Origin of the sequence: Streptomyces sp. NPDC051219, from assembly GCF_040682335.1 — a bacterium.
In the GTDB taxonomy this organism is placed as follows: domain Bacteria; phylum Actinomycetota; class Actinomycetes; order Streptomycetales; family Streptomycetaceae; genus Streptomyces.
Genome location: NZ_JBFBAS010000010.1, coordinates 84,231 through 103,415, shown reverse-complemented (window position 1 = coordinate 103,415; position 19,185 = coordinate 84,231). Strand labels below are relative to the sequence as shown.

The 19,185-nt window shown below is 70.2% G+C and carries 18 protein-coding genes and 1 pseudogene; 15 read left to right on the top strand and 4 right to left on the bottom strand.

Annotated elements, in window-relative coordinates; all coding sequences use genetic code 11:
* Positions 1-64: 64 nt before the first annotated feature.
* Together AB0M62_RS14585 and AB0M62_RS14580 are read right to left on the bottom strand one after the other, a co-directional pair.
* Positions 65-490 (bottom strand): VOC family protein, encoded by a 426-nt coding sequence (locus tag AB0M62_RS14585; protein WP_366074517.1) that lies wholly within the window; start codon positions 488-490, stop codon positions 65-67.
* Between the two features lie 44 nt (positions 491-534).
* On the bottom strand, positions 535-783 hold the full coding sequence (locus AB0M62_RS14580; RefSeq protein WP_366074516.1) for a hypothetical protein: 249 nt from the start codon (positions 781-783) through the stop codon (positions 535-537).
* Between the two features lie 31 nt (positions 784-814).
* Here AB0M62_RS14580 and AB0M62_RS14575 point away from each other — a divergent pair, with 31 nt between their 5' ends.
* Positions 815-1,234: a PPOX class F420-dependent oxidoreductase gene (locus tag AB0M62_RS14575; protein WP_366074515.1), complete on the top strand. Its 420-nt coding sequence runs from the start codon at positions 815-817 to the stop codon at positions 1,232-1,234.
* 136 nt (positions 1,235-1,370) lie between these two features.
* Here AB0M62_RS14575 and AB0M62_RS14570 read toward each other — a convergent pair.
* Together AB0M62_RS14570 and AB0M62_RS14565 are read right to left on the bottom strand one after the other, a co-directional pair.
* A pseudogene (locus tag AB0M62_RS14570) lies at positions 1,371-2,152 on the bottom strand (aldo/keto reductase).
* Positions 2,043-2,843, bottom strand: a complete 801-nt coding sequence (locus AB0M62_RS14565; protein ID WP_366074514.1) for an alpha/beta fold hydrolase — start codon at positions 2,841-2,843, stop codon at positions 2,043-2,045. Before AB0M62_RS14565 ends, AB0M62_RS14570 begins: the two are co-directional and overlap by 110 nt.
* Before the next feature lie 187 nt (positions 2,844-3,030).
* Here AB0M62_RS14565 and AB0M62_RS14560 point away from each other — a divergent pair, with 187 nt between their 5' ends.
* The 14 genes from AB0M62_RS14560 to AB0M62_RS14495 all read left to right on the top strand — a co-directional run bounded on the left by AB0M62_RS14560 (position 3,031) and on the right by AB0M62_RS14495 (position 19,125).
* The gene (locus AB0M62_RS14560; RefSeq protein WP_366074513.1) at positions 3,031-4,287 is read left to right on the top strand and encodes an ATP-grasp domain-containing protein; all 1,257 of its coding nucleotides are present in this window, start codon (positions 3,031-3,033) and stop codon (positions 4,285-4,287) included.
* A complete protein-coding gene (locus AB0M62_RS14555) occupies positions 4,284-5,135 on the top strand; it encodes a DUF364 domain-containing protein (RefSeq protein WP_366074512.1) in 852 nt (283 codons plus the stop codon). The genes AB0M62_RS14560 and AB0M62_RS14555 overlap by 4 nt, the downstream gene beginning before the upstream one ends.
* Positions 5,132-6,223 (top strand): cysteine synthase family protein, encoded by a 1,092-nt coding sequence (locus tag AB0M62_RS14550; protein ID WP_366074511.1) that lies wholly within the window; start codon positions 5,132-5,134, stop codon positions 6,221-6,223. The genes AB0M62_RS14555 and AB0M62_RS14550 overlap by 4 nt, the downstream gene beginning before the upstream one ends.
* Entirely contained in the window at positions 6,220-7,293 is a 1,074-nt protein-coding gene (locus tag AB0M62_RS14545; protein WP_366074510.1) for a dipeptide epimerase, read from the top strand. The genes AB0M62_RS14550 and AB0M62_RS14545 overlap by 4 nt, the downstream gene beginning before the upstream one ends.
* Complete coding sequence (locus AB0M62_RS14540) at positions 7,290-8,549, top strand: MFS transporter (RefSeq protein WP_366074509.1); 1,260 nt, start codon at positions 7,290-7,292, stop codon at positions 8,547-8,549. Before AB0M62_RS14545 ends, AB0M62_RS14540 begins: the two co-directional genes overlap by 4 nt.
* Before the next feature lie 10 nt (positions 8,550-8,559).
* Positions 8,560-9,351 (top strand): class I SAM-dependent methyltransferase, encoded by a 792-nt coding sequence (locus AB0M62_RS14535; RefSeq protein ID WP_366074508.1) that lies wholly within the window; start codon positions 8,560-8,562, stop codon positions 9,349-9,351.
* 99 nt (positions 9,352-9,450) lie between these two features.
* Positions 9,451-11,043: an ABC transporter substrate-binding protein gene (locus AB0M62_RS14530; protein ID WP_366074507.1), complete on the top strand. Its 1,593-nt coding sequence runs from the start codon at positions 9,451-9,453 to the stop codon at positions 11,041-11,043.
* On the top strand, positions 11,040-11,993 hold the full coding sequence (locus AB0M62_RS14525) for an ABC transporter permease (protein WP_366074506.1): 954 nt from the start codon (positions 11,040-11,042) through the stop codon (positions 11,991-11,993). Before AB0M62_RS14530 ends, AB0M62_RS14525 begins: the two co-directional genes overlap by 4 nt.
* Positions 11,990-12,823, top strand: a complete 834-nt coding sequence (locus AB0M62_RS14520; protein WP_366074505.1) for an ABC transporter permease subunit — start codon at positions 11,990-11,992, stop codon at positions 12,821-12,823. Before AB0M62_RS14525 ends, AB0M62_RS14520 begins: the two co-directional genes overlap by 4 nt.
* Positions 12,807-14,345, top strand: a complete 1,539-nt coding sequence (locus AB0M62_RS14515; RefSeq protein WP_366074504.1) for an ATP-binding cassette domain-containing protein — start codon at positions 12,807-12,809, stop codon at positions 14,343-14,345. The genes AB0M62_RS14520 and AB0M62_RS14515 overlap by 17 nt, the downstream gene beginning before the upstream one ends.
* A gap of 200 nt (positions 14,346-14,545) precedes the next feature.
* Positions 14,546-14,635, top strand: coding sequence for a K(+)-transporting ATPase subunit F (kdpF, locus tag AB0M62_RS14510; RefSeq protein WP_366074503.1), 90 nt, complete (start codon positions 14,546-14,548; stop codon positions 14,633-14,635).
* A gap of 7 nt (positions 14,636-14,642) precedes the next feature.
* Complete coding sequence (gene kdpA, locus AB0M62_RS14505) at positions 14,643-16,307, top strand: potassium-transporting ATPase subunit KdpA (protein ID WP_366074501.1); 1,665 nt, start codon at positions 14,643-14,645, stop codon at positions 16,305-16,307.
* A complete protein-coding gene (gene kdpB / locus AB0M62_RS14500) occupies positions 16,304-18,454 on the top strand; it encodes a potassium-transporting ATPase subunit KdpB (RefSeq protein ID WP_366074500.1) in 2,151 nt (716 codons plus the stop codon). The genes kdpA and kdpB overlap by 4 nt, the downstream gene beginning before the upstream one ends.
* A 5-nt stretch (positions 18,455-18,459) precedes the next feature.
* The gene (locus AB0M62_RS14495; RefSeq protein ID WP_366074499.1) at positions 18,460-19,125 is read left to right on the top strand and encodes a potassium-transporting ATPase subunit C; all 666 of its coding nucleotides are present in this window, start codon (positions 18,460-18,462) and stop codon (positions 19,123-19,125) included.
* Positions 19,126-19,185: the final 60 nt, after the last annotated feature.

Genomic DNA, 19,185 nt, shown 5'->3' with positions numbered 1-19,185 from the left:
TCTTCGCGGTTCGCCGTCCTCGGCGAACCGGCGTCCGCGGGGTGTGTCGATGCGAGGCACCTGCTCAGACGACCGGCTGTCCCACGCCCAGCATGTTTCCCTCGCTGTCACGGAACCAGGCGCCGCGCTCACCCATCGCCCCTTTGCTCGGGTAGTTCCCGTCGATCTCGGCGATTCCGTCCCTGGTCCGCAGTCCGGGCAGGTCGACCTCCTCGAACACCACGCCGCGCCGTTTGAGTTGCGACACCACATTCTCGATGTCGTCGACTTCCCAACCCATCTGAGTGAAGGTGCCGGGCGACGCTCCCGCCGATTGGAACAGTGCGAAGTCCGCACCTGCGCAGCGATACAGCAGCCCGCCGGGTCGCTCATCGATGGGCTCAAGGCCGAGCTTCTGGGAGTAGAACCGTCGAGCCCGGTCCAAATTCTGTGCCGGCAGTCTGGTCGCCACGCGTGCCCGGGCCAGAGGGTTCTCGTCGTCTGCGTTCATGCCACCACTGTGCCGTGAACAATGGCTGGAGGGCGTGAGGCAGCTCAGGGCCACGGACAGTTACGATGGAAATCCTCCGCCGCGTCATTCGGCACGGAGCGAGCAGGATGGGTGTGAGCGGAAACCTGGCCTCGCGGGGCCGGGACTGCACGCGCTTCGGGCGGCTTCACCGGACTGCCGCCGGCTGCGGCGGCGAAGCGCGGGTGGCGCAGCGTCACGCCGTGTAGAAATGCCGAAGCGGTGGAAGCGTGAAACAGCCCGGTGCAGGTGATCATGTTGATGATCGTCTGCATGAATGCAGCAACGCGTAACGGAGGGTGTGCCATGTCGAAACCGCCGCTTCCCGAAGAGGCAGTCGCGATGTTGACGAAGGCCAATCCGGCCGTTATCACGACCCTGCGCTCGGACGGCCAGCCGGTGTCCACGGCCACCTGGTATCTCTGGGACAACGGCCGGGTACTGGTCAACATGGATGAGGGACGCAAACGGCTGCAGCATGTGCGCAACGACCCGCGGGTGTCGCTCACCGTGCTCGACGAGAGCAACTGGTACACGCACATCAGCATCATCGGGCGCGTCACCGAGCTCTACGAGGACAAGGAACTGGCCGACATCGACCGGTTGTCCCGGCAATACCTCGGCCAGCCCTACGGGCAGCGCGGTCGCCGCCGGTTCAGTGCTTGGATCGAGGTCGATCGCTGGCACGGTTGGGGCACCCTGAAGGACAGCAGCCAGGCCGGGTGACCTGAGGGGCAGCCGCGGCAACGTGCGTGCCTGGATCGCCGCGCGGCTCGTCGGCCGGCCGCCGTCGTCACTCCGGCGACCGGCGACCATGCCGCCGTCCTTGTCCCACGTCGTCCCACGTCCCGGATTCTTTCGCTCACACTTCGCCCCGGTGGAGGCAGTCCAGGACGGCCAGCTCGTCCTCGGAGAGGCGCAGTGGGCCGGCGGCCACGTTTGCGCCCAGGTGATCCGGGTTGCCGGTACCGGGGATGGCCAGCACATGTGCCCCGCGGTGCAGCGTCCACGCGAGCCGGACCTGCGCCGCACTCGCCCCGTGTGCGCGCGACGGCAAGGACCTCCTCTCTGTCGGCGTCGCGCGCGCCCATCTCGCGCCCAGCACCGGCGATCGCGTAGAACGGCACGAACGCGACACCCTGCTCACCGCAGGTCCGCAGGAACTCGTCCTGCTCGGGCCGCGCGCCGATGCCGTACTGGTTCTGTACGCAGACCACTGGCGCGATGGCCTGGGCCTCGGCGAGGTGCTCGGGGCGGACGTTGGAGCTGCCCAGGTGACGGATGAGCCCGGCGTCGCGGGCCGGCATGGGGTAGCCACTCGCCCGAGGGGTCCCGGCCCGGCCCGACCTTGGTGGTGATGACGAGGTCGTCCGGATAGGGGGCCAGGGCTTGGTTGATCAGCTCGTTGGCCGAACGCAGCGGCGAGAAGTAGAACGCGGCGGTGTCGATGTGGTTCACACCGAGCTCAACCGCGCGCCGAAGCACGCTGATAGCCCGGCCACGATCGCTCGCAGTGGCGTCGGCGCCGAACGACTCACCGTTCTGCGTCAAGCGCATCGCGCCGAAACCGATCCGGTTGACCGGCAGGTCCCCCAGCTTCCACGTGCCTGATGCCGCCGCGGCCGCAAATCGAAGTCGTACCACTTCTCGGGACCGACGACGCTGTCGAGCACCATGCGGCCACACGCTGCGGGAACAGCTCGGCATAGGCGGCTCCGAGGTAGCTGCCGTACGAGACGCCCAGGAAGCCGATCCGCTGTTCGCCGAGTGCGGAGCGTACGGCGTCCATGTCCCGTGCGGTCTGGGTGGTCGACAGATGCGCCAGGGCGTCACCGACGCCGGCGGCGCAGTCGTCCGCCATGCGCCTCAACGAGTTGAGGTACGCCTTCTCCGCCGTGTGGCCGGACGGCACGGGCTCGGGTCCGGGACTCGCGAAGAGGCCGCCCATCGAGCCGCAGCCCGCGGGCGCGCTCCGCCCCGTACCGCGCGGGTCAAACCCGATGACGTCGTACGAGCGGCGTACGCGCTCGGGCAGCTTGGCCCGTTTGGTAATGGCGTAGGCCAGCCCCGGGCCGCCGGGCCCGCCGGGGTTCACCAGCAGGATGCCGCGCCGCTCGTTGGCCGGCCCAGAGGCGCGTACCCGCGAGACGGCGATACGGATGTGCTCGCCGTCCGGGTGTTCCCGGTCGAGCGGGACGCTCAGCCATCCGCACTCCACCCGCGCGGGAGCGGGCGGGACCGGTGTGGACTCCGGGCAGGCGCCGAAACGCGGCGACGGATCCGGGGCGGCGGCGTGGACCGGCGCGATCGGGACGAGGGCGGCAGTGGTGGCCACGAGGGCGCACAGCATGCCCCAGTGGCCGTACAGCGGGAGTCACGGGTCTCGCATTCAGAGAATCGACGGTGGATCAGATGACAATGAAAACGATTACCGTTAACGTGTGGCCGAGTCAAGGCAGGCAACCCCGACGGGTGCCGCCTGCGCGTCCTGAGGTCAACCCGCGTTCTGAGAAGGGGAAGCCGTGGCCCATCTGCTGATGGTCGAGAGCTGGGTCGGATCGATGAGCAGACTTCTGCCACGAGCGATCCGTGAAGGCGGGCACGAGTTCACCTTCCTCACCCGTGATCTCCACCACTACGTGCGCTCCGCCCCTGAGGGCACCGCACACCCGCTGCTCGCGGCACGCAACGTGCTGACGGCCGACACCAACGACATCGAGGCGTTGCTCCCGCTCGTCGAGCGCGCGCACGGCGCGCTGGAGTTCGACGGGGTGATCACCTCCTGCGACTACTACCTCCCGACGGCCGCGCGTATCGCCGGCAGCCTCGGGCTGCCGGGCCCCGCTGCCGCGGCCGTCGAGAACGCCTGCCGCAAGGATGCGACCCGCCGGGTCCTCGCCGATGCGGCTGTGCCGGGTCCCCGCTTCGCAGTCTGCGCCGACATGACCGAGGCCGCCGACGCGGCGCGGGAAATCGGATACCCGCTCGTGCTCAAGCCCGTCGACCTGTGCGCAGGGATGTTCGTACGGCGCGTCGACGACGAGTCGGAGCTGGCCCGCGCCTACCGGGCGCTCGCGGACTTCCCCGTCAACGCCCGAGGCCAGCGACGTGAACCTGCAGTCCTGCTCGAAGAGCTACTCCGGGGCCCCGAAGTCAGCGTCGAGACCGTGTCGTTCGCCGGGGCGGCGCAGGTGGTCGGGGTGACCGACAAGAGCGTCGGCGGGGCGCCGGCGTTCATCGAGACCGGTCACATGTTCCCCGCGGCGCTCGCTGCCGCTGACGCCGAGGCGGCTGCGGAGACGGCGCTGCAGGCGCTCCAGGCCCTCGGCCTGGACGGGGTCGTGGCGCATACCGAGATCAAACTGACGCCCGACGGGCCCCGGGTGGTCGAGGTCAACTCCCGGCCCGCCGGCAACCGCATCACCGAACTGATCCGTCACGTCACGGGGATCGACCTTGCCGCCGCCTGCGTCGACGTCGCCCTCGGCCGCGAACCGGATCTGCGCCGACGAGCCACCGGGCTGCACAGCGCCGCCATCGGGTTCCTGGTGCCGGAGACCGGGGGCGTGCTGGAGTCCATCGACGGCTCCGACGAGGTACGTGCGGCCGTGGGACTGCTGGAGATCCAGCTCTCCGAGCCCGGCAAGCCGGTCAAGGCAGCGGGCAGCAACAACGACTACCTGGGACACGTCATGGCCGGCGATGCCGGTGGTCTAGGGGCCCGTGAAAGGGTCGAGACGCTGCTCTCGGCGCTCTGTCCGAAGGTGGTGGGCCGATGACCGCCATCACCGACGCGGATGTCACCCCGGCCTCCTACGACGACCTCGTCGACCTGGTGCTCCGCGGTGGCTTCGGGCCCGACCCGGGCACCCAGCGGATCGCCGTGGCGTTCACCACGCGCCAGGCCGTACGGCACGACGGGCGCAGCGGCGGCTACCGGAACGAAGTCCTGAGCCTGCGGCTGGCCGCAGCGGTGGGATCCTGCGCGGTCGAGCCGGGCGAGCTGCCCGACGGCGCGATCGACGACTGTGTCGGCGCCGACGTCGCCCGGCTGCTGGAGCACGAACTGCTGCCGGTGCGGGTGGCGGCGCTGGACGCCTATCTGATGCACGTCCTTCCCCATGGGCGCGCGGTCGGCGCGCTGCCCAGTGACTTGCCCGCCGGGAGCTCACTGGAGAGGTCCCGGGCGAGGGCCGAGGCCGTCGTCGATCTGCTCGATGTCACCCGGGGACGCACCGTGCTCGTCGTGGGCGTGGTCAACTCGCTGCTGGAGGCGCTACGGGCGCGTGGTCTGGCGTACATACCCTGCGACCTCAAGGGCGGCGCGACGGAGTGGGGCGAGCCGGTCCGGACCGACGCGCTGTCCGAACTGGAGCGCTGTGACGCGGTCCTCGCCTCGGGCATGGTGCTCGGCAACGGCAGCTTCGAGCCGTTGCGGGAGCACGCGCTGCGGCACGGCAAACCGCTGGTGATGTTCGCCCAGACCGGCAGCGCGGTGCTGCCGCGCTTCATCGGCGCCGGAGTCAGCGCCGTGTGCGCGGAGCCCTACCCCTTCTTCTGGCTCGACGGCGGTCCTGGAATCATCCACCGCTACGGCGGCAGTGAGCGCTCCGGAGCCGCCCTGTGACCACCGCCGTCCTCAGCCCCGCGGGCAACCGGGAACTGCTCGCCCTGCTCGGCCGTACCCCGCTCGCCCGCATCACCGTCGACCTGCCCTGCCCGCAGCCGGGCTTCTGGGCCAAGCTGGAAGGTCTCGGCGCCGGCGGCATGAAGGCGCGAGCGGCCGTCTCCATGCTGCTCGGCGCCAAGGAGCGCGGCGAACTGCGGCCCGGCGCACCGGTCGTGGAGTCCACCTCCGGAACGCTCGGCATCGGGCTGGCCTTCGCCGGCCAGGCCCTGGGGCACCCGATCGTGCTGGTCGGCGACACGGAGCTGGAGCCCTCGATGCGACAGTTGCTGCGCGCGTACGGCGCCCGGCTGGAGCTGGTCGACCGCCCGGCGGCCGAGGGCGGATGGCAGGCCGCCCGACTGGGCCGGCTGCGCGAACTGCTGTCGACGCTGCCGGACGCCTACTGGCCCGACCAGTACAACAACCCCGACAACATCGTCGGCTACGCCTCCCTCGCTGCCGAGCTGGCCGCTCAGTTGGACCACCTCGACGTGCTGGTGTGCAGCGTCGGCACCGGCGGCCACAGCGCCGGTGTGGTGGGACCGCTGCGGCGGCACTGGCCCGAGCTCCGGCTGATCGGCGTGGACGCCACCGGCTCGACGATATTCGGCCAGCCCGCCAGGCCCCGGCTGATGCGCGGCCTGGGCAGCAGCATCCACCCGCGCAACGTCGCCTACGGCGCCTTCGACGAGGTCCACTGGGTCGGCCCGGCCGAGGCCGCGGGCGCCTGCCGGAAGCTCGCTGTCGGCAACTTCGTCAGCGGCGGCTGGAGCACCGGAGCCGTGGCCCTCGTGGCCGCGTGGGCCGCTCGAATACACCCGGGAGCCGTCGTCGCCACCGTCTTTCCCGACGGACCGCATCGCTATCTCGGCAGCGTCTACGACGACGACTTCGCCGCCGCCCACGGGCTCGACCCGGCCACCGCGGCCACGCGCCCCGTCGAGATCCCGCATCCGCGGGCCGTGGAGGCCACCGGCTGGGCTCGGTGCCGCGGCGTCACCGACCCGCTGGACAGCCGAACCCCACGTACGGAAGAGAGCTCGTGAAAGTCAGTCAGCGCACCGTGCGTCTCCAACTCACCGAGCCGCTGCGCATATCCCGCTCGACGATGGCGGCCCGTGACGCCGTCTGGCTGTCCATCGAGCACCAGGGCCGGAACGGCCACGGAGAAGTCGTCGCGAGCCTGTACTACGGCCTCGACGCGGGCACCATCGCGAGGCTGCTGAATGAAGTGGCCCTGGACCTGGCCCGGTTCGGGGACCCGGAGACCGCACTGGCCGCCCTGCGTACCGGCGGGCTGCCGGCGGACGGCACGCCCCCCGCCGTGACCGCGGCGCTCGAGTCGGCGCTCCTCGACCTGGTCGGCAAGCGCGCTGACCTCCCGGTCCACCAGCTCCTCGGTACATCCGCAGCACCCTTCGCGGCGACCGCACGCACCATCGGCATCACGTCGCCGAGGCGGGCCGAAGCCCAGGCCGCCCGCCTGGTACGGGACGGTTTCTCGGTTCTCAAGCTCAAAGCGGGCACCGCCGACCCCGAGGACGACCTGAAGCGCGTACGAGCCGTGCGGGCCGCCGCTCCCCACGCCCGGCTGCTCCTGGACCCCAATGGAGCCTGGACCGTCTCCACGACGGAGAGGCTGCTGCCCCGCCTCGCGGAGCTGGGAATCGAGGCCGTGGAGCAGCCGATCGCACCCGGCGACCCCGAAGCGCTGGCGAACCTCGCCGAACGGTCGCCGCTGCCGGTCATCGCCGACGAGGACGCGGTCGGTCACGAGGACGCCCGCCGCCTCGCCGGGCGGGTACAGGGCATCAACGTCAAGCTCGCCAAGTGCGGCGGCATCACCGCCGCACTGCGGATCGCCGAACTGATCGCCGGTACCGGCACCGAGCTGATGCTCGGCTGTCTGACCGCCAGCACGCTCGGCATCGCCCCCGCCGTGCACCTTGCCGATCGCGCCCGATGGGTCGACCTCGACGGGCACCTGCTGCTCGCCCACGACCCGTGGACCGGCACAGGCGGCACCGACGGCAGCGTCCGGGCGAGCCGGAGCCCCGGCCTCGGCGTGCGTCGGCGCACCGCCGAAGGGGCAGCGCCCGAAGGGCAGCAGTCGTGAAGACATGGCATGAGATACGCGGATTCCCCCTCGCGATACGGCTCCTCCTGGTCAACCAGCTCGGCGTCAACACCGGCTTCTACCTGCTCATCCCGTACCTGGCCGTGCATCTGAGCGAGGACCTCGGGCTGTCGGCCGCTGTCGTCGGCGTCGTGCTCGGCGTACGCAACCTCAGCCAGCAGGGCCTGTTCCTCATCGGCGGATCGGCGTCGGACCGGCTGGGAGCGCGAGGCGTCATCATCGCCGGATGCGCGCTGCGCACCGTCGGCTTCGGGCTCTTCGCACTCGGCGACGGACTGGCGGTGCTGCTGGCCGCATCCGTCCTCAGCGGACTGGCCGGGGCGCTGTTCAACCCGGCCGTACGCGCGTACCTCGCCCTGGAGGCAGGGGAGCGCAAGCCCGAGGCGTTCGCGCTGTTCAGCGTCTTCGCCACCACCGGCGCGCTCATAGGGCCGCTGCTCGGCAGCGCGCTGCTGCTCGTCGGCTTCCGGGCCTCCGCGCTCACCGCGGCCGGGATCTTCGCGGTGCTCACGATCGCCCAGGCCGTTGTGCTTCCGGCACGTGAGGTCACGCCGTCCTCGAACAGCGTCCTCGGCGACTGGCGGGAGGTGATGGGCAACCGCGGCTTCGTCGCGTTCGCCGTCGCCATGGTCGGCATGTTCACCATGGAGAACCAGCTCTATCTGCTGCTGCCGGACGGCGCGCGCCGGGCCACCGGCTGGGACGGCGCGGCCGGCCTGGTCTTCCTCGTCGGCACCCTCACCAACCTCTGGCTGCAACTGCGCATCACGCGGGCGCTGAAAAGCCGGGGCACCCGGGCGAGATGGATCAGCGGGGGGCTCACCCTGATGGGGCTGGCCTTCATACCGCCGATGACGATGGCCGGGACCCGAACATCACACGGCGGCTTCGGCGACGCGGTGCTCGGCGCGCTGCCTGTCCTGGCAGGGGCCCTGCTGCTCTACCTGGGGGTCATGATCGCCCAGCCCTTCGTGATGGAGCTGATCCCCCGCTTCGGCCGACCGGAGCTCACCGGCACCTACTTCGGCCTCTTCTACGTGGTCTCGGGCGTCGCCGCGGCCGTGGGCAACAGCGTCGTCGGCTGGGCCATGGACACCGGTGAGCATGCGGGGGCGCAGTGGCTGCCGTGGGCGTGCTGCCTGGCCTTCGGCCTCGCCTCCGCCGTCGGCGTCGCCTGGCTGCACCGCCGGCGAGTGCTTCCCGCCCAAGTGACGCCCGTACCGGTACCGGCGTGAGGAGACACCTATGAGCAGCGCGAACCTGCTGACCGACAACCCGGTCCTGTACGAGGCCCGTTTCCCCGACGAGACGCGCCTGGCGGGGCGTTGGGCCGAGGACTGCCTGCGGCGGTACGCGGCAGGCCTGCGGGTCCTGGACATCGGATGCGGCACCGGCCGTGACGCCGCACACCTGCAACGGGCCGGCCGTACGGTCGTCGGCGCGGATCTGTCCGAGGCGATGCTGGAGTACGCCCGCGTGCACCACCCCGGTCCGGAGTACTTCCGGGCAGACCTGCGCGGATTCGACCTCGCGGAAGGGTCCTTCGATGCAGTGGTATGCCTCGACAGCGCCCTGCTGTACTGCCACACCAACGCCGAACTCGACGGCTTCCTGACCTCCTGCCGACGCTCGCTGGCGCCCGGAGGGCTGCTCGTCGCGGAGATGCGCAACGGGGCCTTCCTCCTCGGCCGTACGGAGCTTCTGGACAGCCCGTCGGTCAACGGATTCACCTGGCAGGGCACCGCCTACCGGTCCACCACCACGCTGCACGTCGACCGGGCGGCGCAACTGCTGCGCCGCACCCGTGTGTGGACCGCCGACGACGGATCGCCGCCGGTCGAGCAGTGCTCCGCGTGGCGTCTGCTGTTCCCCCAGGAACTGCGGCATGTCCTCGCCGTTCACGGCTTCGAGGTGCTCGCCCTGTACGACGGGCCCGGTCCTCGTACGGACCCGCCGTGGCAGGAGGGCGACACGCCGACCGCCTCGGCCGATGCCGACCGGCTGCATCTCGTCGCCCGGCTCATGCGCGCCCAATGACCCCACGCCGTCGCCCCCACGGCGACAGGCACACCCCCACGCCGTCGCCTCACGGCGGCAAGCACACCCCCGGCCGACAAGCACCCGAAGGACACCGTCATGCACGACCAACCCGTCGACAACCTCCGCTTCCCCGGTCTCCGACGCCGGGGCTTCCTCGCCGCAGCCGGCGGCGCGGCCGGCCTCGGCGCGCTCGCCCTCGCAGGCTGCGCAGGCTCCGGCAGCGCCGCCGACCCCGCCAAGGCAGACGGCAAGCCCAAGCGCGGCGGACGGCTCCGCGCCGCTTTCGCGGGCGGCGGTGCGAGCGAGACCCTCGACCCGCACCTGGCCAACCTCTTCGCCGATGCCGCCCGTGCCAAGGCCCTCTTCGACAAGCTCGCCGACTACGGACCGGACCTCTCCGCACAGCCCCGGCTCGCCTCCGCCTGGGAGCCGAACGCGGGTCTGGACCGCTGGAAGGTCACCCTGCGCGAGGCAGTCTTCCACGACGGCAAGCCGGTGACCGCCCAGGACGTCCTTCACAGCTACCGCCGCATCGGCGACCCGGCGAAGGCATTCCGGGCCAAGGCGTCCCTGGAGCCCGTCGACCTGAAGGCCAGCCGCGCTCTGGACGCGCGCACCGTCGAGTTCGTCCTCAAGCGTCCGACCGCCGAATTCCCCAACGTACTCGCCGCGTTCGGCGCGTACATCGTCCCCTCGGGTGCTCAGGACTTCGACAAGAAGCCGGTGGGCAGCGGTCCGTTCCGCTTCGTGTCCTTCACGCCCGGCAAGTCTGCCGTCTTCAGGCGCAACGACGCCTACTGGGACGACGCCCCCCACCTCGACGAGCTGGAGTTCGTCGTCGCCAACGAGGAATCGGCACGCGCCAACGCCCTGCTCGGCGGGCAGGTCGAGTACGCCCACGAACTCAACCCCGCCACCGCCCGCGCCCACGAGGACAAGGGGCAGATCCAGATCGTCCGGCTGCGCAACAGCGCCATGCAGGGCTTCGTCATGAAGACGGACCGGCCGCCGTTCGACGACAAGCGGGTTCGTGAGGCGTTCTTCCTGATCGCAGACCGCAAGGAACTGGTCGACGGCGCCCTGTCCGGCGCCGGCGAGATCGGCAACGACCTGTTCGGCAAGGGCTACGAGTATTACCCCGGCAACCTGCCGCAGCGCGAACAGGACCTCGACCGGGCCCGCAAGCTGCTGAGGCAGGCCGGCGCCGACAAGCTCAAGGTCACCCTCGACACGTCGCCGGTCGCGGCCGGATTCACCGAGGCCGCGGCGATCTTCCGCGACCAGGCGGCCCAGGCCGGAGTGACCATCGAGATCAGGACGGGCAGTAAGGACAGCTACTGGAAGGACATCCTCGACTCCGGGACCTTCGCCTCCTACCGCTCGGGCGCCATGCCCATCGAGTCCCACATCTCCCAGCGCCTGCTCACCGGTTCCACCACCAACGCGACCCACTGGAAGCACAAGGACTTCGACGCCCTGTACCAGCAGGCACAGTCCACGAAGGACAAGAAGGACCGCGCCGCCGTTTACGCACGCATGCAGCGCCGCCTGCACAGCGAGGGCGGCTTCCTGATCTGGGGCTTCGCCGACTGGATCCTCGGCACCGCCCGCAACGTCCGGGGCGTCGAGCAGAAGGCACCCGCCAACTCCCTCGACTGGGCGCGCTTCGACAAGGTCTGGCTGGCGTGACCGGACTACGGTCCTGGGTCGCCCGGCGGCTGCTGCTCGGCGTGGCGCAGACGGCAGCCGTCGTGCTGCTCGTCTTCGCCCTCACCGAGGCGCTGCCGGGCGACGCCGCCGTGGCACTCGCCGGCGACCAGCCCGACCCGGACCGGATCGCGGCCATCCGCGAGGCGATGCACCTGGACAGGGCGGTGTACGAACGTCTGGGGGACTGGGCGGCGGGGCTGGTGCACGGCGACTTCGGCACGTCACTGGTCTCCGGGCGACCCGTCAGCTCGTACATCGCGGACGGTTTCGGGCCGACGGTGCTGCTCGCCACGCTCACGCTGGTGCTGCTGGTGCCGGCCGGGGTCGGCCTCGGTGTGCTGGCCGCCCGCCACGAGGGGCGGTTCGTCGACCGGCTCGTCAGTTCGGTGACGCTCGGCGTGTACGCGGTCCCGGAGTTCGCCTTCGGCGTGCTGCTGGTCACCGTGTTCGCCCTGCGACTGGGCTGGCTGCCGCCGACCGCCGTCGGATACGGCACCGACCTGCTCGCCCACCCCACGGCGCTGGTCCTGCCCGTCGTCGTCCTGCTCTCCCGGCCGGTGTGTTCACTGGCCCGCCTGGTGCGCGCGGGCATGATCGACGCGCTCGCCTCGCCGTACGTGGCCCAGGCCCGCCGCTACGGAATCTCCGGCACCCGCGTCCGTTACACGCATGCCCTGCCCAACGCCATCGCGCCCGCCGCCCAGCAACTCGCGCGGACCGTCGACTGGTTGCTGTGCGGGGTCATCGTGGTGGAGGCGCTGTACGTCATCCCGGGTCTCGGAACGGTGCTGATGAGTGCTGTCGCGGAAAGGGACGTGCCAGTGGTGCAGGCCCTCGCGGTGGTCTTCGGAATGACCGCCGTCGCCCTCAACCTCGGCGCCGATCTGGTCGCCCACCGCTTCGCGCCCCGGGCTGGGGTGGCGGCATGACAACGCTCGCAGAGGTGCGGCCGGGACGCTTCGTGCTCGGCCTGGTGATCGCTGCCGTACCGCTCGCCCTGGCGCTGCTCGGGCCGCTCTTCACGGGCGACCCCGGGCCACGGGCGCCCTCCTTCACCATCGGCGGCGGGCACTGGCTCGGCACCGACTTCGTCGGCCGGGACGTATGGCGGCAGGTGCTGCTCGGCGGACAGTCGGTGGTCCTCGTCGCCCTGGCCGCGACCGCCCTGGCCTACTTGGTGGCGCTGCCGCTCGGGCTCGTCAGCGCGCTCACCCACCGGACATGGCTCGAAGAGCTGCTGATGCGGCCCCTGGACGTGCTGCTCGCCGTTCCGTCCCTGCTGCTGATCCTTTTGGTGGCCGCCGTCATCTCGCCGGGGGCGGTGGGCCTCTCACTGCTGGTGGCCGCCGTCAACATCCCGGATGCCGCGCGGATCGTCCGCGCGGCCGCGGCAGAGGCGGCCTCGCGCCCGGCCGTCGAGGCACTGCGCATGCAGGGGGAGACGTGGTGGCGCATGGCCTTCGGCTATGTCGGCAGGTCGATCGCGCGCACACTCGCCGCCGACGCGGGCGTGCGGCTCACAGGTGTGCTCTACCTCGTGGCCACGGCGGCGTTCCTCGGCGTCGGAGTCGCGCCGGACGCCTCCGACTGGGCGGTGATGGTGGACCGCAACCGTACGGGGCTGTTCGTCCAGCCCTGGGCCGTGGTGGTGCCCGCCCTGCTGATAGTCGCACTGACCACGGGGAGCAACTTGCTCGTCGACGCCGTGCTGGAAAAGCCTCACCGGAAGAGAGGGAACGGGCGTGAACGCGGTCGCTGAGGTCAAGGACCTTCGGGTCGAGGTCGACGGCCGGGCCATCGTCGACGGCGTCACCTTTCAGGTCCGGCCAGGGCGGGTCACCGCGCTCGTCGGCGCGTCCGGAAGCGGCAAGACGACCACGGGTCTCGCGCTGCTCGGCGAGTACCCGGCAGGTGCCCGGGTGACCGGTGACGTACGCGTATCCACCAACGGCCTCGTCGGATACGTACCCCAGCACCCCGGCGCCGTCCTCAACCCCGCACGCCGGGTCGGCGCACTGCTGCGCGACATCACCCGGGACCAGGTGCGGAGCCTGCCCAGGCCGGAGCGCCGGGCCGCGGCCCGGACGCGCATCCTGCACGCCCTCTCCGCCGCCCAGCTCCCGGACGGCGAGTCCCTGCTCCGGCGCTATCCGCACCAGCTCTCGGGGGGCCAGCAGCAGCGCGTCGTCCTGGCACAGGCACTCCTGCTCGGCGCCAGGGTGGTCGTCGCGGACGAGCCGACCACGGGGCAGGACGCGCTGACGAAGCGGCGTGTCGTCGACCAGCTGGCGGCAGTCGCCCGGCAGGGCATCGCCGTGGTCCTGCTGAGCCACGACCTGGGCGTCGTCAGGACGCTCGCCGACGAGGTTCTGGTCATGCAGGGCGGCCGGGTGGTGGAGGCAGCTCCCGCAGAGAGACTGTGGCTCGCACCTCGGCACCCCTGGACCGTCGAACTCCTCGCGGCGGAAGGTCGGATGGGTGACAGCCCGCACGCCGGCGACGGAGACGCGGCACTCCAGGTACGTGACCTCACCGCGCGTCACCGCGACGGCGCCCGCGGCGTGAGGGAGGTGGTGCGCGTCCCTGAACTCACCCTCCGCGCGGGCGAGTACCTGGCCGTAGCCGGCCGCTCCGGCAGCGGCAAGACCACGCTCGCACGCTGCCTGGCCGGACTCCACCGGGACTACGGAGGCGATGTCCTGCTCGACGGCACCCCGCTCCCGCGCAGCCTGCGCGGCCGAACCCGGGAACAGCTGGCAGCGGTCCAGTACGTCTTCCAGGACGCAAAGGCCGCGTTCGACGAACACCGTCCGGTCCTGGACCAGGTGGCACGAACGGCGGTGCGGCTGCGAGGACTGGACCCGACAGAGGCTCTTGCCGAGGCACTGAACACCCTGACCGGCCTCGGCCTCACGGAGGAGCTGGTGCGTCGCACACCCGGGCAGCTCTCCGGCGGCGAACTGCAGCGGACCGCGCTCGCACGCGCCATGCTTGCCCGGCCCCGGGTTCTGATCTGCGACGAGATCACCTCCGGGCTGGACACGGTCAACCGGCGCGGCCTCCTCGACACGCTCGCCGGGCTGCTGCGCGACCGGCCCGAACTCGCCCTGCTCCTGATCACCCACGACCTCGACGCCGCGGCGGCTGCCGCCCGGATCGCCGTCCTGGACGCCGGCGAACTGGTTGAGCAGGGCCCGGCGCGTCGAGTCCTGACCTCGCCCCGGCACCCGTTCACCGTCTCACTGCTGCGGTGTCCTCACAGGTCGGAGGGGTCGGCGTAAGAGAACCGTCAAAGGGGCGCCAATGGCCGTAAGGGACCCGTCAACGGAAGGCGTGTCCGCTCGGAAAGCGAGCTTTCCTTTAGGAGCCCGAACATTTCCGAACCTCCACAGGAGCTCACGATGGCCGACGTGGCCTTCGTCGTCACCACGATCGCGGTCTTCGCGCTGGTGGCCCTCATCGCCAAGGGGGTGGCAAAGCTGTGACCGCCGAGAACGTCGTCGGCCTCGTCGTGGCCGTCGCCCTGTTGGGTTACCTCGTCCTCGCCCTTGTGTATCCGGAGAGGTTCTGAGCCCGATATGAGCCCCTTCGTCGCTGGTGTGCTCCAGCTGCTCGCGCTGATCGCGGCGCTGGCCCTGGCATACCGTCCGCTCGGCGACTACATGGCCGGCGTCTACTTCTCGACCAGACATCTGCAGGTCGAGAAGTGGATCTACAAGGCCGTCGGCGCCAACCCCGACGCCGAGATGCGCTGGCCCGCCTATCTGCGCGGTGTCCTGGCCTTCTCCGCGGTGGGCGTCGTCTTCCTCTACCTGCTGCAGCGGATCCAGGGCAGCCTGCCCGGTTCGCTCGGCTTCTCGTCCATCGACCCGGACCAGGCGTTCAACACCGCCGCCTCGTTCGTGTCGAACACCAACTGGCAGTCGTACTACGGCGAGCAGGCCATGGGCCACGTCGTGCAGACCGGCGGCCTGGCGGTGCAGAACTTCGTCTCGGCCGCCGTCGGCATGGCTGTCGCCGTCGCGCTGGTGCGGGGGTTCGTCCGCTCGCGCACCGGTGATCTGGGCAATTTCTGGTCCGACCTGATCCGTGGCACCGTCCGCATCCTGCTGCCCATCTCGGTGATCGGCGCGATCGTGCTCGTCGCTGCGGGTGCGATCCAGAACTTCTCCGGCATCCACGAGGTCGGCCAGTTCATGGGCGGTACGCAGGAGTGGAACGGCGGCGCGGTCGCCTCCCAGGAGGCCATCAAGGAGCTGGGCACCAACGGTGGCGGGTACTTCAACGCCAACTCGGCCCACCCCTTCGAGAACCCCAACGCCTTCACCAACCTGTTCGAGATCTTCCTGATCCTGCTGATTCCGTTCGCGCTGACCCGCACCTTCGGGCGGATGGTCGGCAGCATCAAGCAGGGCTACGCGATCCTCGCCGCGATGGCGACGATCTGGGTCGGGTTCATTCTGCTGATGTGGGCGACGGAGTTCGCGGGGAAGGGCCCGGCGTTCGAGATCGCCGGCGGTGCGATGGAGGGCAAGGAGACCCGCTTCGGGATCGGTGCTTCGTCGATCTTCGCGGTGTCCACGACGCTGACCTCGACGGGTGCGGTGAACTCCTTCCACTCCTCGTTCACCGGTTTCGGCGGCGGCATCACCATGCTGGGCATGCAGCTCGGCGAGATCGCCCCGGGCGGCGTCGGCTCCGGCCTCTACGGCATGTTGATCATGGCGATCATCGCGGTGTTCATCGCCGGCCTGATGGTCGGCCGAACGCCCGAGTACCTCGGCAAGAAGATCGGCACCCGCGAGATCAAGTTCGCCGCGTGCTACATCCTCATCACCCCGGCGCTGGCGCTCTGCTTCACCGCCGCGGCGATGGCCCTGCCGACGCCTGTCGATTCGATGACGAACTCCGGCGCGCACGGATTCTCCGAGATCCTCTACGCCTACACCTCGGGCGCCAACAACAACGGTTCCGCCTTCGCGGGTCTGAACGCGGATACCCAGTGGTTCAACACCACCATCGGTCTCGCGATGCTGCTCGGCCGGTTCCTGCCGATGGTGTTCGTGCTGGCGCTGGCGGGCTCGCTCGCCGAGCAGAGGCCGGTCCCAGCGACCGCGGGCACCCTCCGTACCGAGAAGCCGCTCTTCACGGGGCTGCTGGTCGGTTCGATCATGATCATCACTGGTCTGACCTACTTCCCGGCGCTGGCGCTGGGTCCGCTCGCCGAAGGGCTCGCGTCATGACCACCGACGTCAAGAAGCATGAGGAGCCCGGCTCCATGTCCACCGTTACTCCGACCCGTGCGCCGCACCAGGACGTACCCGCCGGGCACAAGCCCGGCGGCGGCCGCGTCGGCGGGGGCCTGTTCGACCCCAAGCAGCTGCTCAAGTCCTTCCCCGATGCCGTCAGGAAGCTCGACCCGCGGGTGATGGTCAAGTCTCCCGTGATGTTCGTGGTGCTGGTCGGCTCCGTCGTCACCACCGTGCTGGCCGTCCAGGACCCGACCGACTGGTTCGGCTGGGCGATCGCCGGCTGGCTCTGGCTGACCACGATCTTCGCGAACCTGGCGGAGGCGGTGGCCGAGGGGCGCGGCAAGGCGCAGGCCGACACCCTTCGTAGGGCGAAGACCGACACGGTCGCGCGCCGGATCGTCGGCACGAACGAGGAGCGGGTGCCAGGCACCGAGCTGCGCATCGGAGATCTGGTCGTCTGCGAGGCCGGTGACACCATCCCGGGGGACGGTGACGTCGTCGAGGGCGTCGCGTCCGTCGACGAGTCCGCGATCACGGGTGAATCGGCCCCGGTAATCCGGGAGTCGGGCGGCGACCGGAGCGCCGTCACCGGTGGTACGAAGGTCCTCTCCGACCGAATCGTCATCAAGATCACGACGAGGCCCGGTGAGACGTTCATCGACCGGATGATCAGCCTGGTCGAGGGCGCCGCCCGGCAGAAGACGCCCAACGAGATCGCGCTGAACATCCTGCTCGCCTCGTTGACGATCGTCTTCCTGCTCGCCGTCGTCACGCTGCAGCCGTTCGCGATCTATGCCGGTGCCAAGCAGTCGATGATCGTGCTGACCGCCTTGCTTGTCTGCCTGATCCCGACCACCATCGGCGCACTGCTCTCCGCCATCGGCATCGCCGGCATGGACCGCCTCGTGCAGCGCAACGTTCTCGCGATGTCCGGCCGTGCCGTCGAGGCCGCCGGTGACGTCTCGACGCTGCTGCTCGACAAGACCGGCACCATCACCCTCGGCAACCGCCAGGCCGCCGCGTTCGTCCCGGTCAGGGGCACGACCGAGGCCGACCTGGCGGACGCCGCCCAGCTCTCCTCACTTGCCGACGAGACGCCCGAGGGCCGTTCGATCGTCGTACTGGCGAAGGAGAAGTACGGACTGCGCGAGCGGCACCAGGGCGAGCTGTCCGGAGCCGCGTGGGTCGCCTTCACCGCCCAGACCCGCATGTCGGGAGTCGACCTCGTCGACAACGGGGCCGGCCGCAAGGTCCGTAAGGGCGCCACCGGTTCGGTCCTCACCTGGGTCGAGGAGCGCGGCGGACACGTCTCCGACGACGCCGACGCGACCGCCAACAAGATCTCCGAAGCGGGCGGCACGCCGCTCCTGGTCGCGGTCGAGGACGACAGGGGCGCCCGCGTCCTGGGTGTCATCCACCTCAAGGACGTGGTCAAGGACGGCATGCGGGAGCGGTTCGACGAGCTGCGCCGTATGGGCATCAAGACCGTCATGATCACGGGTGACAACCCGCTGACCGCCAAGGCGATCGCGGAGGAGGCCGGCGTCGACGACTTCCTCGCCGAGGCCACCCCCGAGGACAAGATGGCGCTGATCAAGCGCGAGCAGGCGGGCGGCAAGCTCGTCGCGATGACCGGCGACGGCACCAACGACGCTCCCGCGCTCGCGCAGGCGGACGTCGGAGTGGCGATGAACACCGGCACCTCGGCCGCCAAGGAGGCCGGGAACATGGTGGACCTGGACTCCAACCCGACCAAGCTCATCGAAATCGTCGAAATCGGGAAGCAACTGCTCATCACCCGGGGCGCGCTGACGACGTTCTCGATCGCCAACGACGTTGCGAAGTACTTCGCGATCATCCCCGCGATGTTCGCCGTCGCCTACCCGAGCCTGGACAAGCTCAACGTCATGCAGTTGGCGTCTCCGCAGTCCGCGATCCTGTCCGCGGTCATCTTCAACGCGCTGATCATCATCGCGCTGGTACCGCTCGCCCTGAAGGGGGTCCAGTACCGGCCGACCAGCGCCGACAAGATGCTCCGCCGGAACCTCGGCATCTACGGCCTCGGCGGCCTGATCGCGCCGTTCATCGGCATCAAGATCATCGACCTGATCATCTCCCTCATCCCCGGAATCGGCTGATCGCCATGAGCAACTCTGTAGGCAGCACCGCGCGGCTGGTCGGCGCCGGACTCCGCGCCCTCCTCGTCCTCACCGTCATCACGGGCATCCTCTACCCGCTCGCCGTCACCGGCGTCGCCCAGGCCCTCTTCCGGGACAAGGCCAACGGCTCCGAGGTCAAGGTGGACGGCAGGGTCGTCGGCTCCGAGCTGATCGGACAGCGGTACGACCTGCCGCTGAAGGAGGGCCAGGAGACGCCGGCGCCGGACCTGAAGTGGTTCCAGCCGCGCCCGTCCAACGGTCTCGGCAGCAACAGCGTCAACACGCAGTACTCGCTGATCCTCTCCGGCGCCACCAACCGGTCCGGCGACAACCCGGAACTGATCCAGTGGGTGACTGACTCCAAGAAGGCCGTCATCGCGGACAACAAGGCCAAGGGCTACGAGCCGAAGGCCTCGGATGTGCCGGCCGACGCCGTCACTTCCTCCGGCTCGGGCCTGGACCCGGACATCTCCCCGCAGTACGCCGAGCTTCAGGTCCACCGCGTCGCCGAGAAGAACAACCTCGCCGTCGCACAGGTGGAGAAGCTGGTCAGGAAGCACACAGACGGCCGCGTGCTCGGCTTCGTGGGCGAGCCCACGGTGAATGTCCTCGAGCTCAACATTGCGCTCAAGGAACTCACCGAGAAATGACGTCTTGCGCCGGCCGGCCGGGGCCCCAACCCCTCGCCGTGCCCGTGACGGCCCCGGCGG

What these genes read in the sequence shown, in the direction of transcription:
- AB0M62_RS14585 (WP_366074517.1), bottom strand. Translation starts at nt 490, where the DNA reads ATGAACGCAGACGACGAGAACCCTCTGGCCCGGGCACGCGTGGCGACC.
- AB0M62_RS14580 (WP_366074516.1), bottom strand. Translation starts at nt 783, where the DNA reads ATGCAGACGATCATCAACATGATCACCTGCACCGGGCTGTTTCACGCT.
- AB0M62_RS14575 (WP_366074515.1), top strand. Translation starts at nt 815, where the DNA reads ATGTCGAAACCGCCGCTTCCCGAAGAGGCAGTCGCGATGTTGACGAAG.
- AB0M62_RS14555 (WP_366074512.1), top strand. Translation starts at nt 4,284, where the DNA reads ATGACCGCCATCACCGACGCGGATGTCACCCCGGCCTCCTACGACGAC.
- AB0M62_RS14535 (WP_366074508.1), top strand. Translation starts at nt 8,560, where the DNA reads ATGAGCAGCGCGAACCTGCTGACCGACAACCCGGTCCTGTACGAGGCC.
- AB0M62_RS14530 (WP_366074507.1), top strand. Translation starts at nt 9,451, where the DNA reads ATGCACGACCAACCCGTCGACAACCTCCGCTTCCCCGGTCTCCGACGC.
- AB0M62_RS14520 (WP_366074505.1), top strand. Translation starts at nt 11,990, where the DNA reads ATGACAACGCTCGCAGAGGTGCGGCCGGGACGCTTCGTGCTCGGCCTG.
- kdpA (WP_366074501.1), top strand. Translation starts at nt 14,643, where the DNA reads ATGAGCCCCTTCGTCGCTGGTGTGCTCCAGCTGCTCGCGCTGATCGCG.
- kdpB (WP_366074500.1), top strand. Translation starts at nt 16,304, where the DNA reads ATGACCACCGACGTCAAGAAGCATGAGGAGCCCGGCTCCATGTCCACC.
- AB0M62_RS14495 (WP_366074499.1), top strand. Translation starts at nt 18,460, where the DNA reads ATGAGCAACTCTGTAGGCAGCACCGCGCGGCTGGTCGGCGCCGGACTC.